The following is a 16,283-nucleotide window of genomic DNA, read 5'->3' as shown; positions in this document are numbered from 1 at the left end:
TGCTCCGTACAATTACGGATGGAAATCATCACGACTGGTTCGCAGTATGACAGCGATGATGGCCTATAATTCGATTTCGCGATGGTCCGGTGCGCTCGGTATCTGCGCGATCGTCGCGATCATACGCCCCGCTCACGCCGATCCGCGTGCAGTCGTCGAACTCTTCACCTCGCAGGGATGCTCGTCCTGTCCGCCCGCGGACAAGATCATCGGTGATCTCGCGAAGGACCCCAACGTCATCGCGCTGAGCATGCCGATCGACTATTGGGACTATCTCGGCTGGAAGGACACGCTGGCCGATTCGCGCTTCAGCGCGCGCCAGAAGGCCTATTCCCACATGCGCGGCGATCGCGACGTCTACACGCCGCAGGCCGTGGTCAACGGCTCCGCGCATGTGATCGGCAGCGATCGCGCCAGCATCGAGGACGCCATCAAGAGCACCGAGAAGGGCGGCACCGTGATGTCGGTGCCGGTGACGATGACGCTGACCGGCAAGCAGATCAACGTGTCGGTCGCGGCATCGAAGTCTCCCGCGGTGTCGCGCGGCGAAGTCTGGATCTGCTCGATCTCGAAGTCGGTGCCGATCTCGATCGCGCGCGGCGAGAACCGCGGCCACGAGATCACCTACCACAATGTGGTGCGCAATCTCCTGAAGGTCGGCGATTGGAACGGCTCGTCCGGCAGCTGGACGGTGCCGCTGGAGAACATCACGCGCGATGGGGTCGATGCCGCGGCGGTGTACGTCCAGGACGGCAATCGCGACAAGCCGGGACCGATGCTCGGCGCCGCATTCACCTCGCTTCACTAGAGCATGATCCGGAAAAGTGCGAAGCGGTTTTCCGAGAAGATCATGCTCAAACAAAGAGCTAAAGCGCGATGACGATTCGACCCAATCTCATCGCGCTTTAGCGCGTTGCTGCGCGGGTTGCCGTCTGCGCGGCCGCGCGCAGGCTGGCGCGGCGACCAACATACATCCGATGATTTGCTGAAGAGCGAGCGCTGAAGGCTTGCGCACGCATCTCGATCGCGTGCGGTCGAGCAGGTCCCCAAAAACAAAAAGGACCAACTTTCGTTGGCCCAGTGTTGGGATTAACTCCCCTGCGAACAGGCCCGATCCCGACGGCCCCGGGGGGCTGGGGGCTGAGGAATCCGGAACCGAAAGGACCGGGCCAACGCAGGATTATCTTTTTGCAGGGCAGCGGGGCAGGCGATGGGCGGAAGTGGGGCAGCAATATGATTCTGCTAACGTTCCCGTGACTCTTCGGTTTTCGGGACAATCCGTCGCGCCTGACCGTGGTTAAGGCCTGGTTGCGTTGCGAATGGGCCCTTGCGGGCCCCGGCGCTTAGCGCAATCATGTCACTCTCGTGACGATCCCGAAGTTGGGGGCACCGGCCTTCGGAACCCGATCGTCACCGGGATGACAAGGAGGCGCTCGATGAGTTTGATCTCGGAGGACACCGATCCGAGCGGGAGTCGCGCCGCGGCGCGCCCCGCCGCAGCGATCCCCCAAGCCAACCGCGTGACATTCAATCGACTTGAACTCAACCGCATTCTCAATCTCTACGGCCGCATGGTCGCCGATGGCGAGTGGCGCGATTATGCGATCGACTTCCTGAAGGACCGCGCCGTGTTCTCGGTGTTCCGGCGGGCGTCCGAGATGCCGATCTACCGGATCGAGAAGGATCCCCGGCTGGCGCGCAAGCAGGGCATGTACAGCGTGATTTCGCCGACCGGCCTGATCCTGCGCCGTGGCCACGAACTCGAGCGGGTGCTGCTCGTCATCGATCGCAAGCTGTCGCTGGTGTAAGCCGCGCCGGCCGGCTTCGCAGCCGTGTTTTCAGTTGCGCAAAACAAAAGCCCCGGCGGTGAGGCCGGGGCTTGGATCGATCGGTTCGCTCGAGGCGCTTAGTCGCGCTGGCCGAGCAGCTGCAGCAGCAGCGTGAACAGGTTGATGAAGTTCAGGTAGAGCGACAGCGCACCCGTAATTGCCGCACGCTCCGCCATCACGCCACCCTGCGAGGCGTAGCCGTAGATGTAGTCGTTCTTCAGCCGCTGGGTGTCCCAGGCGGTGAGGCCCGCGAACACCAGCACGCCGACCACCGAGACGATGAACTGCAGCGCCGAGCTCGCCAGGAACAGGTTGACCAGGCTCGCGATGATGATGCCGATCAGGCCCATGAACAGGAACGAGCCCATGCCGCTCATGTCACGCTTGGTGGTGTAGCCGTAGAGGCTAAGCGCACCGAACGTCGCCGCGGTGATGAAGAACACGCGCACGATCGAGGTGTGCGTGTACACCAGGAAGATCGACGACAGCGACAGGCCCATCAGCGCCGAGAATACCCAGAACAGCAGCTGGGCGGTCGCGGGCTGCAGGCGGTTGATACCGGCCGAGATGACGAACACCATCGCCAAGGGAGCGAGGATGAACAGCCACTTCAGCGGGCTCACGAACATCGCGTAGCCGAACTGCGTCAGATAGGCGTTGCCGAATTTGGCGACGGCGGCCGACTGGTCGGTCGTCACCGCGCCCATGTAGACGCCGAGCGCGGCCAGGCCGGTGATGGCGAGGCCGATGCTCATGTAGTTGTAGATGCGCAGCATGTAGGCGCGCAGACCGGCGTCGACGGCCGCAGCGTCAATGCGCCCGGCGGCCCGGCCGAAAGGAGAAGCGTAATTGCGGTCTAGGTCCGACATGGTCGAATTCCCGTGGTTGGTCCCGGTGGAGCGCAAGGGATTTGCGGCGCCGGTCGTAAATCTAACTCAGATGGTGCGGTTTGCGGAGCATTAATTCCGTGTCATTCAAACCGGCCATCCGACCCGATTGATATGTGGGAAATTAACACATCCGAGGCAAGCTTCCACGCGCGGCTGAATGTCGCTCTGGCCTAGCATTATTAGGCAAAACGGCGCCGCCACCGCTACAAATTGTCACAAATTCCGCAACACCGAGGCGGGCTTCTGGTTCAGCGCGAGCAGCGTGCCGGCCAGCCCCAGGCCGACCGTGACGACCAGCGCGGCGACCACGACCGCGGCGGCACTGCCGGCCTGCCAGATGAAACTCAGCGTCATCAGCCGCGTCACGATCAGCCAGGCCGCGACCGAGCCGGCGATCACCCCAAAAATCGCGGTTGCAAAACCGATCATCAGATACTCCAGCGCGTAGGCGCCGAGCAGCCGCACCCGGGTGGCGCCGAGCGTCTTGAGGATCACGGCGTCATAGACGCGGTGGCGGTGCCCGGCGGCGAGCGCGCCGCCCAGCACCAGGATCGCCGAGATCAGCGTCACGGCACTGGCGCCGCGGATCGCCAGCACCAGGTTGCTGACGACGCTGCCGACCGTCTCCAGCGCCTCGCGGACCCGGACGCTGGTGACCATCGGGAACGTGTCGGCGACCTGCTTGATGATGCGTGCGTCGTCGGTCGAGCTCGCTTGGGTCGAGCTCGCATGCGGCTCCGTCAGGGTCGCGACGTGGCTGTGCGGCGCGCCCTTGAAGGCGTTCGGCGAGAACACCAGCACGAAATTGATGCCGAGGCCCTGCCAGTCGATGTTGCGCAGATTGGCGATCTTCGCCGGAACGTCGCGGCCGAGCACGTTGACCACGATCTCGTCGCCGATCTTCAGGCCCAGGCCGTCGGCGATCTTCTTCTCCATCGAGACCAGCGGAGGCCCGCTGTAGTCCGGGCCCCACCATTCGCCCTCGACGATCTTCGAGCCCTTGGGAATTTCGCCGGTATAGGTCAGGCCGCGGTCGCTCTGCAGCACCCACTCGGAATCGACCGACGGCTTGAGCTGGTCGGCCTTGACGCCGCGCGCGGCGACGATGCGCCCGCGCAGCATCGGCACGTCCTCGACGGTTGAGCCCGGTGCGATCTGGCCGAGGAAGGCGGCAAAGCGGCCCGCTTCGGTGGAGGGGATGTCGATGAAGAAGAACGACGGCGCCCGCTCCGGCAGCGCGGCCAGGAATTGTCGGCGCAGATTGCCGTCGATCTGGGTGATGGTGACCAGCACCGCGAGCCCGAGCCCCAGCGACAACACCACCGACGGCGTCAGCGCGCCCGGCCGGTGGATGTTGGCGATGGCGAGCCGCAGCATGGTCATGCGGCTGCGCGGCAGCCGCCGCGCCACCGCCATCAGGATCTCGGCGATCCCGCGCAGCAGCAGGAACACCGCGATCGAGGCGGCGACGAACACCGTGGCGATCCGCTTGTCATAGGCGAGCCCGATCGCGACGCCGATCAGGAGCGCGACCACCACGGCCATCAGCGCCAGATAGCTCCAGCGTGGCCGGTGCCACTCGCTGGCGACGGTCTCGCGGAACAGCGCCGCGACCGGCACGTCATGGACCCGGCCGAGCGGCCACAGCCCGAACGCCAGCGCGGTGAGCTGGCCGTAGATGAAGGAGAGCGCGAGTTCGTCGGGATGCAGGGCAGGCACCACCGGCAGCGGCAGCAGCTTGCCGAACAGGCCGACGATGACGAAGGGTAGCGCGGCGCCGAGCACCAGGCCGATCACCGAGCCGATTCCCGCCAGCACCACCACTTGCGTGCAGTAGATCGTGAAGACGTCGCGCCCGGTGGCGCCGAGCGCCTTGAACGAGGCGATGACGTCGCGGCGCCGGTCGATATGGCTCTTCACCGCATTGGCGACGCCGACGCCACCGACCAAGAGCGCAGCAAGACCAACGAGGGTCAGGAACTGGGTGAAACGGTTGATGGTGCGCTCGAGCTGCGGCGAGGCGTTGCTGCGGCTGCGCACCTCCCAGCCGGCCTCCGGTGCCGCGGCGCGCGCACCGTCGATCAGTGCGGTGGTGGCGCGATCGTCGTTGGCGCCGTCGGGCAGCTTCACCCGGTAGATCCAGCGCACCAGGCTGCCGGGCTGCAACAGGTCGGTGGCGCGCAGGCTGGCTTCGCTGATCAGGAAGCGCGGGCCGAGGCCGACGCCGCCGGCGAGCTTGTCGGGCTCGGCCACGACGACGCTGCGGATCTGGTAGGTCGCGCTGCCGATGCTGACGCGGTCGCCGAGCTTCAGGTCGAGCCGCGCCAGCAAGGTCGAGTCGGCCGCCGCGCCAAAAACGCCGTCGCGCTCGGCGAGCAGATCGGCGACCGGCATGTTCGGCTCGAGCGTCAGTTCGCCGAGCATCGGATATCTGCCGTCGACCGCCTTGAGCTCGACCAGCGCCAGTTTGCCGACGCTGCTGCGGGCCATCGCGCGCAGCGTGGCTGCAATCGAAACCTCGCCGCGGGTGCGCAGATACGCCACCTCGTCGGGCTTGGCCTCGCGCGAAATGAGCGAGAACGCGACATCGCCGCCGAGCAGCGTGCGGCCCTCGCGCGACAGGCCGTCGCCAAGGCTGGCGGCAACCGAGCCGACGCCTGATATCGCCATCACGCCGAGCGCGATGCAGGCGATGAAGACGTAGAATCCGCGCAGGCCGCCGCGCAACTCGCGCAGCGCGTAACGGAAGGCAAGCGACGACGCGCGGCTCTGCACCGCGACTTCGGACGCAAAGCTCATGTGGCTGATTGTCCGTCGATCCGGCCGGAGCGCAGCCGCACCACGCGGTCGCAGCGCTGCGCGAGCGCGAGATCATGCGTCACCAGCACCAGGGTCATGCCGCGCTCGGCGTGCTTGGTGAACAGCAAATCGACGATCTGCTTGCCGGTCGTTTCGTCGAGATTTCCGGTCGGCTCGTCGGCGACCAGGATCGTGGGATCGGGCGCAAGCGCGCGTGCGATCGCGACGCGCTGCTGCTCGCCGCCGGAGAGCTGCGTCGGATAGTGATGCAGCCGTTCGCCGAGCCCGACCGATTGCAGCTCCTGCGCAGCGCGCGCGGCGGCATCCGGATTGCCGGCGAGTTCGAGCGGCACCGCGACGTTCTCCAGCGCGGTCATGGTCGGGATCAGGTGGAACGACTGGAAGACGATGCCGACCTGGCGGCCGCGGAAGCGTGCCAGCGCATCTTCGTCGAGGGCATTGAACGAGGTGCCGTCGACGACCACTTCTCCACTGTCAGGACGTTCGAGCCCCGCCATCACCATCAGCAAGGTCGACTTGCCCGAGCCCGACGGGCCGATCAGGCCGATGGCCTCACCCGCTGCCACACGAAGGCTGATATCTTTGAGGATATGAACCCGTGCCGCGCCGGTGCCGAGCGAGAGATTGACGTTCCTGACGGCAATGGTGTCCGGCTCGACGTCGGTCAGTGAAGAGGATTCGATGAGACTGTCCATGGTTCGGTCATATGGCACTTCCGCCGCTGCGGTCGAGGCCCGGTTGCGAATCTTCGTGCACATACTCGTGTTGCTTATGGGCTTGATGACGGCGGCGAGCGCGCAGACGCAAGACCAGGGGAAAGGTCCGGTGAGACCGATCAAAATGGTGGTTCTGGGCGATTCCCTGAGCGCCGGTTACGGCCTTCCGGCCCAGGCGGCATTTCCGGTCCGACTACAAAAAGCCTTGGAAGCCAAGGGGATAAAGGTCGAGATGACCAATGCCGGGGTGTCCGGCGATACCGCCTCGGGCGGCCGCGAGCGGCTCGATTGGTCGGTGGCCGATGGAACCGATGCCGTGATCGTCGAGCTCGGCGCCAACGACGCCTTGCGCGGCATCGATCCCGCGGTGACGCGCGCCGCGCTGTCCGACATCATCACAAAGTTGCAGGCGCGCAAGATCGCGGTGCTCTTGTGCGGCATGCTGGCGCCACCGAACTATGGCAGCGAGTATGCGGCGAAGTTCAATGCGATCTATCCGGATCTGGCGAAATCCTTCGGCGTGCCGCTCTATCCGTTCTTCCTCGATGGCGTTGCGGCCAATCCGAAGATCAATCAGGCCGACGGCATGCACCCGACCGCGGAAGGTGTGGACATCGTCGTGAAGAATATCCTGCCTACGGTGGAGGCATTTCTCGGCGCATTATCAGGGCAACGCAGTTGAAACACAGGCAGCGCGCCGCGTTGCGTCCGTAGGTTTACGAGCTGTTAACGCCTCGTGCTTCGCAGAGTCACATATCTCGGGTACAAATAAGCATCGGTGATTCGTCGCCGGGCTTGTTACAGGGTGCGGGCTCCCAAAACCCGCGCCAAGCATCGAGGATTATAGCGATGCCGCGTCTGTTCACTGGTCTGGAAATTCCGGCCGATATCGGCCAATCCCTCTCCAGCTTGCGTGGTGGCCTTCCCGGCGCACGCTGGATCGATCCCGAAAATTATCACGTCACCCTGCGCTTCATCGGCGATATCGATGGTCTCTGGGCCAACGAGATCGCGACGATGCTGTTTCGGGTGAACCGCAAACCGTTCGAGGTCAAACTGCAGGGCCTGTCGAGCTTCGGCGGACGCAAGCCGCGCGCGGTGGTTGCCGCCGTCGAGCCGAGCCGGCCGCTGATCGAACTGCAGGCCGAACTCGAGCGGATGATGCAGCGGATGGGGCTCGATCCCGAGGGCAGGAAATTCACTCCACATGTCACGCTCGCGCGTCTGCATGATGCGTCGAGCCAGGACGTCGCGGATTATCTGTCCGTGCGCGGCTACTTCCCGAGCCGCACCTTCCTGGCGGATCGCTTCGTGCTGTTCTCGTCGCGCGCGTCGACGGGGGGCGGCCCCTACGTGGTCGAGGATGCTTACGAGCTCTGCGCGTAGGGTTTCCTGATCGCGTTTCCTGACGCCGGAGAGGCCCGTGCGGCCGGCCGGTATGCAAGGGCTTTCGCTTGCATACCCCATTGGCACAATTCACGGCTTGCAATTTGCCGCGCACTAGGGCCGTAAGGTGGGCTCATGCTGTCCACCTCGCCAAGTTCCTTTCTCGAACACTACAACGCCCTGGTCGCCTCCGGCGCGATCGAGGCTGATCCGGCGCAGGCCGCCGCCGCCGATGCGTTCGGCGCGCTGGAGGAGCGGCTCGCGAGCTACAAGCCGCAGCGCAAGCAGAGCCTGCTCGGACGGCTGTTCGGCGGCGACAAGGACGACAAGCCGCCGCGCGGCCTCTATGTCCATGGCGAGGTCGGCCGCGGCAAGACCATGCTGATGGACCTGTTCTTCCAGCAGAGCCCGGTCGAGCACAAGCGCCGCGCGCATTTCCACGAATTCATGGCCGAGGCGCATGAGCGCATCTACGGCTACCGCCAGCAGATCGCGCGCGGCGAGATCGCCGACGGCGACGTGATCGCGCTCACCGCGCAGGCGATCTTCGACGAAGCCTGGCTGCTCTGCTTCGACGAATTCCACGTCACCGACATCGCCGATGCGATGATCCTCGGGCGGCTGTTCGCCAAGCTGTTCGATCTCGGCACCGTGGTGGTCGCGACCTCGAACGTCGCGCCTGAGGATCTCTACAAGGGCGGTCTCAATCGCGCGCTGTTCCTGCCGTTCATCGCGCAGATCTCCGACCACATGGACGTGCTGCGGCTCGATGCGCGCACCGACTTCCGGCTGGAGAAATTGTTCGGCGTCAAGATGTGGCTGGTGCCGGCGGATCAAGCAGCCGATGCCGAGCTCGATGCGGCCTGGCGCAAGATGACCGGCAACGCGCCGTGCAAGTCGCGCGACATCGCGATCAAGGGACGCGTGCTGCACGTCCCGTGCTCGTCGCACGGCGTCGCGCGCTTCAGCTTTGCCGAACTCTGCGAAAAGCCGCTTGCCGCGTCGGACTATCTGAGGCTCGCGCACGACTACCACACGATCCTGGTCGACCACATTCCGGTGATGGACTACGCCGAGCGCAACGCCGCCAAGCGCTTCATCTCGCTGATCGACACGCTCTATGACAACGCCGTGAAGCTGATGGCCTCGGCCGCGGCCGATCCGGTGTCGCTGTACCTTGCGGACGAAGGCGTTGAGGCGATGGAGTTCAAGCGCACGTCCTCGCGCCTGATCGAGATGAGTTCGGAGTCCTACCTGGCGCTGCCGCACGGCCGGAAGGACTCCTCGGCCAGCGGCGCGTCGACCGGCCTGGTCGAGACTTGAAGTTCGGCCTTGGATTTTGGTCTTGCGCGCGGTCCGGTTCGGAGCAACTTTTCGTGTCTCCGGGCGGATGTCGCTGGCATGCCTGATCGAATTCAAGGCAGGGCCTGCGATCGGGCAGGCCCTGACTTGAATGGATCATTCGAAAGGGATAACCACCCTTGCAACCGACTACCCTCCCTCCTGCACCAGTTCAAAGGACTGATTTCCCATGGCACGCGACAAGATTGCACTGATTGGCTCCGGACAGATCGGCGGAACGCTGGCGCACCTCGTTGGCCTCAAGGAGCTCGGAGACGTCGTGCTGTTCGACATCGCCGAGGGCGTGCCGCAGGGCAAGGCGCTCGACATCGCGCAGTCGTCGCCGGTCGACGGCTTCGACTCCAACCTGGTCGGCGCCAATTCCTATGAAGCGCTCGACGGCGCCAAGGTCTGCATCGTCACCGCCGGCGTGCCGCGCAAGCCCGGCATGAGCCGCGACGATCTCTTGTCGATCAACCTCAAGGTCATGGAGCAGGTCGGCGCCGGCATCAAGAAGTACGCGCCCGACGCCTTCGTCATCTGCATCACCAACCCGCTGGATGCGATGGTGTGGGCGCTGCAGAAGGCCTCCGGCCTGCCGCACAAGAAGGTGGTCGGCATGGCCGGCGTGCTCGACTCGGCGCGCTTCCGCTACTTCCTGGCCGACGAATTCAACGTCTCGGTCGAAGACGTCACCGCCTTCGTGCTCGGCGGCCACGGCGACACCATGGTGCCGCTGACCCGCTACTCGACCGTTGCCGGCATCCCGCTGCCCGACCTCGTCAAGATGGGCTGGACCTCGCAGGCGCGCATCGACGAGATCGTCGATCGCACCCGCAACGGCGGCGCCGAGATCGTCAACCTGCTCAAGACCGGCTCCGCGTTCTACGCGCCGGCCGCGTCCGCGATCGCGATGGCCGAGAGCTACCTGAAGGACAAGAAGCGCGTGCTGCCCTGCGCCGCCTATCTCAACGGCGAGTACGGCGTGAAGGACATGTATGTCGGCGTGCCCACCGTGATCGGCTCCAAGGGTGTCGAGCGTGTGGTCGAGATCGAGCTGGCCGGCAAGGACCGCGAGGCGTTCGACAAGTCGGTCGGTGCGGTGCAGGGCCTGGTCGACGCCTGCAAGAAGATCGCGCCCGATCTGCTCGGCAAGTAATCTCGATCGGCAATGGCCCGATAGGCGATTCCGATCGCCTGTCGGGTGCAAGGTGATGAAATTCTGGCGGATTTTGTAGTTGCGCGAGCATTGGTATATGGTATGCCAGCGTCAGGGCTGACGTTAAGTTCGCCGCACGAGGGTTTGGGAGCGTCGTTCCATGAATATCCATGAATACCAGGCCAAGGCACTGCTGCATGAATTCGGCGTGCCGATCTCGCGCGGCGTTCCGGTGCTGAAACCGGAAGAGGCTGACGCGGCAGCCAAGCAGCTTCCGGGTCCGATCTGGGTGGTGAAGAGCCAGATCCACGCCGGCGGCCGCGGCAAGGGCAAGTTCAAGGAAGCCTCAGCTGGCGACAAGGGCGGCGTCCGCATCGCCAAATCGGTCGCCGAGGTCGACGAGTACGCCAAGCAGATGCTCGGCGCGACGCTGGTCACGGTGCAGACCGGCCCGCACGGCAAGCAGGTCAACCGCCTCTACATCGAGGAAGGCTCCGAGATCGACAAGGAGTTCTACCTCTCGCTCCTGGTCAATCGCGAGACCTCGGAGATTTCCTTCGTGGTGTCGACCGAAGGCGGCGTCAACATCGAGGACGTCGCGCATTCGACCCCGGAGAAGATCGTCTCCTTCTCGGTCGATCCCGCCACCGGCATCATGCCGCATCACGGCCGCACGGTCGCCGAGGCGCTGAAGCTGAAGGGCGATCTTGCCAAGCAGGCCGAGAAGCTGACGGCCCAGCTCTACACCGCGTTTGCCGCCAAGGACATGGCGATGCTGGAGATCAATCCGCTCGTCGTCACCAAGCAGGGCCAGCTCCGCGTGCTCGACGCCAAGGTGTCGTTCGACAGCAACGCGCTCTATCGTCACCCGGACGTGGTCGCGCTGCGCGACGAGACCGAGGAAGACGCCAAGGAGATCGAGGCGTCGAAATACGATCTCAACTACGTCGCGCTCGACGGCACGATCGGCTGCATGGTCAACGGCGCCGGCCTTGCCATGGCGACGATGGACATCATCAAGTTGTACGGCATGGAGCCGGCGAATTTCCTCGACGTCGGCGGCGGCGCCAGCGTCGAGAAGGTCGCGGCCGCGTTCAAGATCATCACCGCCGATCCGAACGTGAAGGGCATCCTGGTCAACATCTTCGGCGGCATCATGAAGTGCGACGTGATCGCCGAGGGCGTGGTCGCCGCGGTGAAGCAGGTCGGCCTCAAGGTGCCGCTGGTGGTGCGGCTCGAAGGCACCAATGTCGAGCAGGGCAAGAAGATCATCCGCGAGAGCGGCCTCAATGTCGTGCCCGCTGACAATCTCGATGACGCCGCACAGAAGATCGTGAAAGCCGTCAAGGGAGGCTGATGATGGCCGATCATCTCGACGCTCCGACACCGCTGGAGGAACACCGCAAGCTCGCGGTTTTCGCGGGCGAGTGGAACGGCGACGAGATGGTCTACCCGTCGCGCTGGACCGCCGGCGGTCCGGCCACCTCGCGTGTCGTTGCGCGCATCGCGCTCAACGGCTTCTATCTGATCCAGGACAGCGTGCAGACCCGCAACGGCAAGGAAAGCTTCGCCACCCACGGCGTCTTCACCTACGACCGCGACGACCGGGCCTACAAATTGTTCTGGCACGATTCGCTCGGCTACTACCCGCCGTCGCCCGCCTCCGGCGGCTGGGCGGGCAAGTCGCTGGTCCTGGTGCGCGGCTCGCTGCGCGGCAATGCCCGTCACGTCTACGAGGTCGTCGACGACAACACCTACAACATGAAGATTCAATTCTCGCCTGACGCGGAAGGCTGGGCCGACGTGCTCACCGGCGTGTACCGGCGTATCCACTGAGCATGATCCGGAAAAGTGGTCCCCGGTTTTCCGATATGATCATGCTCAAACCATAGAGTTCCTTCACCGCTGTCTCGCGAAAGCATCTCGAACCATGTCCATCCTGATCGACAAGAACACCAAGGTCATCTGCCAGGGCTTCACCGGCAAGAACGGCACGTTCCATTCGGAAGCGGCGATCGCTTACGGCACCAAGATGGTCGGCGGCGTGGCGCCGGGCAAAGGCGGCTCGACCCATCTCAACCTGCCGGTGTTCGATACCGTCGCCGAGGCGCGCCAGAAGACCGGCGCCGATGCGAGCGTCGTCTATGTCCCGCCGCCGGGCGCGGCCGATGCGATCTGCGAGGCGATCGATGCCGAGATCCCGCTGATCGTCTGCATCACCGAAGGCATTCCGGTGCTCGACATGGTGCGCGTCAAGCGCTCGCTGTCGGGCTCGAAGTCGCGGCTGATCGGGCCGAACTGCCCCGGCGTGATGACCGCCGGTGAGTGCAAGATCGGCATCATGCCGGCCAACATCTTCAAGCCCGGCTCGGTCGGTATCGTGTCGCGCTCCGGCACCCTGACCTATGAGGCGGTGTTCCAGACCACCCAGGAGGGCCTCGGCCAGACCACCGCGGTCGGCATCGGCGGCGACCCGGTCAAGGGCACCGAGTTCATCGACGTGCTGGAGATGTTCCTGGCCGACGAGAACACCAAGTCGATCGTCATGATCGGCGAGATCGGTGGTTCCGCCGAGGAAGACGCCGCCCAGTTCCTCAAGGACGAGGCCAAGCGTGGCCGCAAGAAGCCGATGGTCGGCTTTATCGCCGGTGTTACCGCACCTCCCGGCCGTCGCATGGGCCACGCCGGTGCGATCATCTCCGGCGGCAAGGGCGACGCCGGTTCCAAGACTGCGGCGATGGAGTCGGCAGGTATCAAGGTGTCGCCGTCGCCGGCGCGGCTTGGGCACACGCTCGCCGAGATGCTGAAGTAACCGCCGTCGGGCGGTACTTTCCAGCGGATCGGGTTGATTTCTGCCGGTTCCCGTTTCGGGAACCGCGCCGGCCGGCGGATATCAACGCTGCGCGAGGGCATTGATAAGATTTGAAAATATATTCATTTCTTGGTTCTTTTAGGCAGGAATATCCGACCTAGATAGGATAAAGGATATCCATCCAGCCGGCGCGCTTTCCCAGACCGGCACTTGCGCCGTCTCCTACGCGCGAACCGAAAAAATCACCAGGACTGCCCCATGTCTCGCCAAGACGCGAACGCCGCTTTTGCACTCTCCTCATTCCTGCAGGGCACCAACGCCGCCTATATCGACGACCTCTATGCCCGCTACGAGCAGGATCCATCCTCCGTCGACGCCGAATGGCAGGATTTCTTCAAGAGCCTGAAGGACGCCCCGGCCGACGTGCAGAAGAATGCCGAAGGCGCCTCGTGGGGCCGCGCCAACTGGCCGGTGACGCCGCGTGACGAACTGACCTCGGCGCTCGACGGCAACTGGGCCCAGGTCGAGAAGGCGGTCGGCACCAAGCTTGCCGCCAAGGCGCAGGCCAAGGGCGCCGAGCTGTCCGACGCCGACGTCCATCAGGCCACCCGCGATTCGGTTCGCGCCCTGATGCTGATCCGCGCCTACCGGATGCGCGGCCATTTCCACGCTAAGCTCGATCCGCTCGGCATTGAGGCGCCGCGCGACCGTGAGGAACTCGATCCGCGTTCCTACGGCTTCACCGAGGCCGACTTCGACCGCAAGATCTTCCTCGACCATGTGCTCGGCCTCGAATACGGCACGCTGCGCGAGATCGTCCAGATCTGCGAGCGCACCTACTGCCAGACGCTCGGCGTCGAGTTCATGCACATCTCCAACGCCGCGCAGAAGGCGTGGATCCAGGAGCGCATCGAAGGTCCGGACAAGGAGATCAGCTTCACGCCCGAAGGTCGCCGCGCGATCCTCAACAAGCTGATCGAGGCGGACGGCTTCGAGAAGTTCTGCGACACCAAATTCACCGGCACCAAGCGCTTCGGCCTCGACGGCGGCGAATCGCTGATCCCCGCGCTCGAGCAGATCATCAAGCGCGGCGGCAATCTCGGCGTGAAGGAGATCGTGTTCGGCATGCCGCATCGCGGCCGCCTCAACGTGCTGACCCAGGTGATGGGCAAGCCGCACCGCGCGCTGTTCCATGAATTCAAGGGCGGTTCGGCCAATCCGGACTCGGTCGAAGGCTCCGGCGACGTCAAATACCACCTCGGCGCCTCCTCGGACCGCGAGTTCGACGGCAACAACATCCACCTGTCGCTGACCGCCAATCCGTCGCATCTGGAGATCGTCGATCCCGTCGTGATGGGCAAGGTGCGCGCCAAGCAGGATCAGCACGGTGATCCGCCCGACATGCGCATCTCGGTGCTGCCGCTGCTGATGCACGGCGATGCGGCATTCGCCGGCCAGGGCGTGGTGGCGGAATGCTTCAGCCTGTCCGACCTGAAGGGCTACCGCACCGGCGGCTCGCTGCACTTCATCGTCAACAACCAGATCGGCTTCACCACCTATCCGCGCTACTCGCGCTCGTCGCCCTATCCGTCCGACGTCGCGAAGATGATCGACGCGCCGATCTTCCACGTCAACGGCGACGACCCGGAAGCCGTGGTGTTCGCGGCCAAGGTCGCGATCGAGTTCCGGCAGAAATTCCACAAGCCGGTCGTCATCGACATGTTCTGCTACCGGCGCCACGGCCACAACGAGGGCGACGAGCCGGCGTTCACCCAGCCGGTGATGTACAAGAAGATCGCCTCGCATCCGACCACGCTGGAGATCTACGCCAAGCGGCTGGTCGCCGATGGCGTGATGACCGAGGGCGAGGTCGACAAGGCCAAGGCCGACTGGCGCGCGCGGCTCGATGCCGAGTTCGAGGCCGGCGCCGGCTACAAGCCGAACAAGGCCGATTGGCTCGACGGCAAGTGGGCGGGCTTCAAGATCGCCGACCAGGAAGAAGACGCCCGCCGCGGCGTCACCGGCGTCGATCTCGCCGTGCTCAAGGAGATCGGCCGCAAGATCACCAAGGTGCCGGACGGTTTCCGCGTCCACCGCACCATCCAGCGCTTCCTCGACAACCGCGCCAAGGCGATCGACAGCGGCATCGGGATCGACTGGGCGACCGGCGAGGCGCTGGCATTCTGCACGCTGCTGCAGGAAGGCCATCATGTCCGCCTGTCCGGCCAGGATTCCGAGCGCGGCACCTTCTCGCAGCGCCATTCGGTGCTGATCGACCAGGAGGACGAGAGCCGCTACACGCCGTTCAACCATCTTGGCGGCGAAGACACCGGCCATTACGAGGTCATCAACTCGCTGCTCTCGGAAGAAGCCGTGCTCGGCTTCGAATACGGCTACTCGCTGGCCGAGCCGAATGCGCTGGCGCTCTGGGAAGCGCAGTTCGGCGACTTTGCCAACGGCGCCCAGGTGGTGTTCGACCAGTTCATCTCCTCTGGCGAACGCAAATGGCTGCGCATGTCGGGCCTCGTCTGCCTGTTGCCGCATGGCTATGAAGGGCAGGGGCCGGAGCATTCCTCGGCGCGGCTCGAGCGTTATCTGCAGATGTGCGCCGAGGACAACATGCAGGTGGTCAATCCGACCACGCCGGCGAACTACTTCCACGTGCTGCGGCGCCAGCTGCACCGCGAGATCCGCAAGCCGCTGATCCTGATGACGCCGAAGTCGCTGCTGCGCCACAAGCGCGCGGTGTCGCGGCTCGACGAACTCGGCAAGAGCGCCACGTTCCACCGCATCCTGTACGATGACGCCCAGATGCTGCCGGACGAGAAGATCAAGCTGGTGCCGGACGACAAGATCCGTCGCGTCGTGCTGTGCTCCGGCAAGGTCTATTACGATCTGTATGAGGAGCGCGAGAAGCGCGGCATCGACGACATCTATCTGATGCGCATCGAGCAGCTCTACCCGGTGCCGCTGAAGGCGCTGGTGCAGGAGTTCGGTCGCTTCAAGAATGCCGAGATGGTCTGGTGCCAGGAAGAGCCGCGCAACATGGGCTCCTGGCACTTCATCGAGTCCTATCTGGAATGGGTGCTGAACCAGACCAACGCAGCCAACAAGCGTCCGCGCTATGCCGGCCGTCCGGCTTCGGCAGCGACCGCTACTGGATTGATGTCGAAACACCTGGCGCAGCTCAAGGCGCTGCTGGACGACGCGCTGAACTAACGACCTTCACCAACACCATGCCCCGCCTTGTGCGCAATTGCGCACTGGAGCGGGGCATCCGGTATCCCGCGTCATCCAGCACAAGCGCTGTCGTCACGGAGTACCGGATCG

Annotated in this window: 13 protein-coding genes; 10 read left to right on the top strand and 3 right to left on the bottom strand. The window is 64.6% G+C overall.

The window, feature by feature from the left end; all coding sequences use genetic code 11:
• Positions 1-46 precede the first annotated feature (46 nt).
• Positions 47-808, top strand: a complete 762-nt coding sequence (locus JQ507_32315; GenBank protein QRI69490.1) for a DUF1223 domain-containing protein — start codon at positions 47-49, stop codon at positions 806-808.
• Between the two features lie 628 nt (positions 809-1,436).
• Positions 1,437-1,808 (top strand): DUF2794 domain-containing protein, encoded by a 372-nt coding sequence (locus JQ507_32310; GenBank protein QRI69489.1) that lies wholly within the window; start codon positions 1,437-1,439, stop codon positions 1,806-1,808.
• Between the two features lie 98 nt (positions 1,809-1,906).
• Here the strand turns inward: JQ507_32310 and JQ507_32305 are convergent, their stop codons facing one another.
• The 3 genes from JQ507_32305 to JQ507_32295 form a co-directional block, all read right to left on the bottom strand.
• Positions 1,907-2,698, bottom strand: coding sequence for a Bax inhibitor-1/YccA family protein (locus JQ507_32305; GenBank protein QRI69488.1), 792 nt, complete (start codon positions 2,696-2,698; stop codon positions 1,907-1,909).
• Between the two features lie 234 nt (positions 2,699-2,932).
• The gene (locus JQ507_32300) at positions 2,933-5,518 is read right to left on the bottom strand and encodes an ABC transporter permease (protein ID QRI69487.1); all 2,586 of its coding nucleotides are present in this window, start codon (positions 5,516-5,518) and stop codon (positions 2,933-2,935) included.
• A complete protein-coding gene (locus JQ507_32295) occupies positions 5,515-6,234 on the bottom strand; it encodes an ABC transporter ATP-binding protein (GenBank protein QRI69486.1) in 720 nt (239 codons plus the stop codon). The genes JQ507_32300 and JQ507_32295 overlap by 4 nt, the downstream gene beginning before the upstream one ends.
• 55 nt (positions 6,235-6,289) lie before the next feature.
• Here JQ507_32295 and JQ507_32290 point away from each other — a divergent pair, with 55 nt between their 5' ends.
• From JQ507_32290 to JQ507_32255, 8 genes are all read left to right on the top strand, one after another.
• Positions 6,290-6,937, top strand: coding sequence for an arylesterase (locus JQ507_32290; protein ID QRI73607.1), 648 nt, complete (start codon positions 6,290-6,292; stop codon positions 6,935-6,937).
• Positions 6,938-7,104: 167 nt separating this feature from the next.
• Positions 7,105-7,641: an RNA 2',3'-cyclic phosphodiesterase gene (gene thpR, locus JQ507_32285; GenBank protein QRI69485.1), complete on the top strand. Its 537-nt coding sequence runs from the start codon at positions 7,105-7,107 to the stop codon at positions 7,639-7,641.
• A gap of 135 nt (positions 7,642-7,776) precedes the next feature.
• The gene (locus JQ507_32280; protein QRI69484.1) at positions 7,777-8,964 is read left to right on the top strand and encodes an AFG1 family ATPase; all 1,188 of its coding nucleotides are present in this window, start codon (positions 7,777-7,779) and stop codon (positions 8,962-8,964) included.
• Between the two features lie 208 nt (positions 8,965-9,172).
• Positions 9,173-10,141 carry a malate dehydrogenase gene (gene mdh / locus JQ507_32275; GenBank protein QRI69483.1) on the top strand — a complete coding sequence of 323 codons (969 nt, stop codon included), beginning with the start codon at positions 9,173-9,175 and terminating at the stop codon, positions 10,139-10,141.
• A gap of 160 nt (positions 10,142-10,301) precedes the next feature.
• On the top strand, positions 10,302-11,498 hold the full coding sequence (gene sucC / locus JQ507_32270) for an ADP-forming succinate--CoA ligase subunit beta (GenBank protein ID QRI69482.1): 1,197 nt from the start codon (positions 10,302-10,304) through the stop codon (positions 11,496-11,498).
• Positions 11,498-11,977, top strand: a complete 480-nt coding sequence (locus JQ507_32265; protein QRI69481.1) for a DUF1579 family protein — start codon at positions 11,498-11,500, stop codon at positions 11,975-11,977. The genes sucC and JQ507_32265 overlap by 1 nt, the downstream gene beginning before the upstream one ends.
• A 94-nt stretch (positions 11,978-12,071) precedes the next feature.
• Entirely contained in the window at positions 12,072-12,953 is an 882-nt protein-coding gene (gene sucD, locus JQ507_32260; protein ID QRI69480.1) for a succinate--CoA ligase subunit alpha, read from the top strand.
• Between the two features lie 258 nt (positions 12,954-13,211).
• Entirely contained in the window at positions 13,212-16,172 is a 2,961-nt protein-coding gene (locus tag JQ507_32255) for a 2-oxoglutarate dehydrogenase E1 component (GenBank protein ID QRI69479.1), read from the top strand.
• Positions 16,173-16,283: the final 111 nt, after the last annotated feature.

Origin of the sequence: Bradyrhizobium sp. PSBB068, assembly GCA_016839165.1 — a bacterium.
GTDB lineage: Bacteria > Pseudomonadota > Alphaproteobacteria > Rhizobiales > Xanthobacteraceae > Bradyrhizobium.
Note: the sequence above shows the minus strand (reverse complement) of the source record. Positions and strands in the feature narration are given on the sequence as shown.

Bases quoted from the DNA above. Each gene is read 5' to 3' on its own strand.
- JQ507_32310 (QRI69489.1), top strand. From the start codon at position 1,437: ATGAGTTTGATCTCGGAGGACACCGATCCGAGCGGGAGTCGCGCCGCG.
- sucC (QRI69482.1), top strand. From the start codon at position 10,302: ATGAATATCCATGAATACCAGGCCAAGGCACTGCTGCATGAATTCGGC.
- sucD (QRI69480.1), top strand. From the start codon at position 12,072: ATGTCCATCCTGATCGACAAGAACACCAAGGTCATCTGCCAGGGCTTC.
- JQ507_32265 (QRI69481.1), top strand. From the start codon at position 11,498: ATGATGGCCGATCATCTCGACGCTCCGACACCGCTGGAGGAACACCGC.
- thpR (QRI69485.1), top strand. From the start codon at position 7,105: ATGCCGCGTCTGTTCACTGGTCTGGAAATTCCGGCCGATATCGGCCAA.
- JQ507_32255 (QRI69479.1), top strand. From the start codon at position 13,212: ATGTCTCGCCAAGACGCGAACGCCGCTTTTGCACTCTCCTCATTCCTG.
- JQ507_32305 (QRI69488.1), bottom strand. From the start codon at position 2,698: ATGTCGGACCTAGACCGCAATTACGCTTCTCCTTTCGGCCGGGCCGCC.
- JQ507_32315 (QRI69490.1), top strand. From the start codon at position 47: ATGACAGCGATGATGGCCTATAATTCGATTTCGCGATGGTCCGGTGCG.
- JQ507_32280 (QRI69484.1), top strand. From the start codon at position 7,777: ATGCTGTCCACCTCGCCAAGTTCCTTTCTCGAACACTACAACGCCCTG.
- JQ507_32295 (QRI69486.1), bottom strand. From the start codon at position 6,234: ATGGACAGTCTCATCGAATCCTCTTCACTGACCGACGTCGAGCCGGAC.
- JQ507_32300 (QRI69487.1), bottom strand. From the start codon at position 5,518: ATGAGCTTTGCGTCCGAAGTCGCGGTGCAGAGCCGCGCGTCGTCGCTT.
- mdh (QRI69483.1), top strand. From the start codon at position 9,173: ATGGCACGCGACAAGATTGCACTGATTGGCTCCGGACAGATCGGCGGA.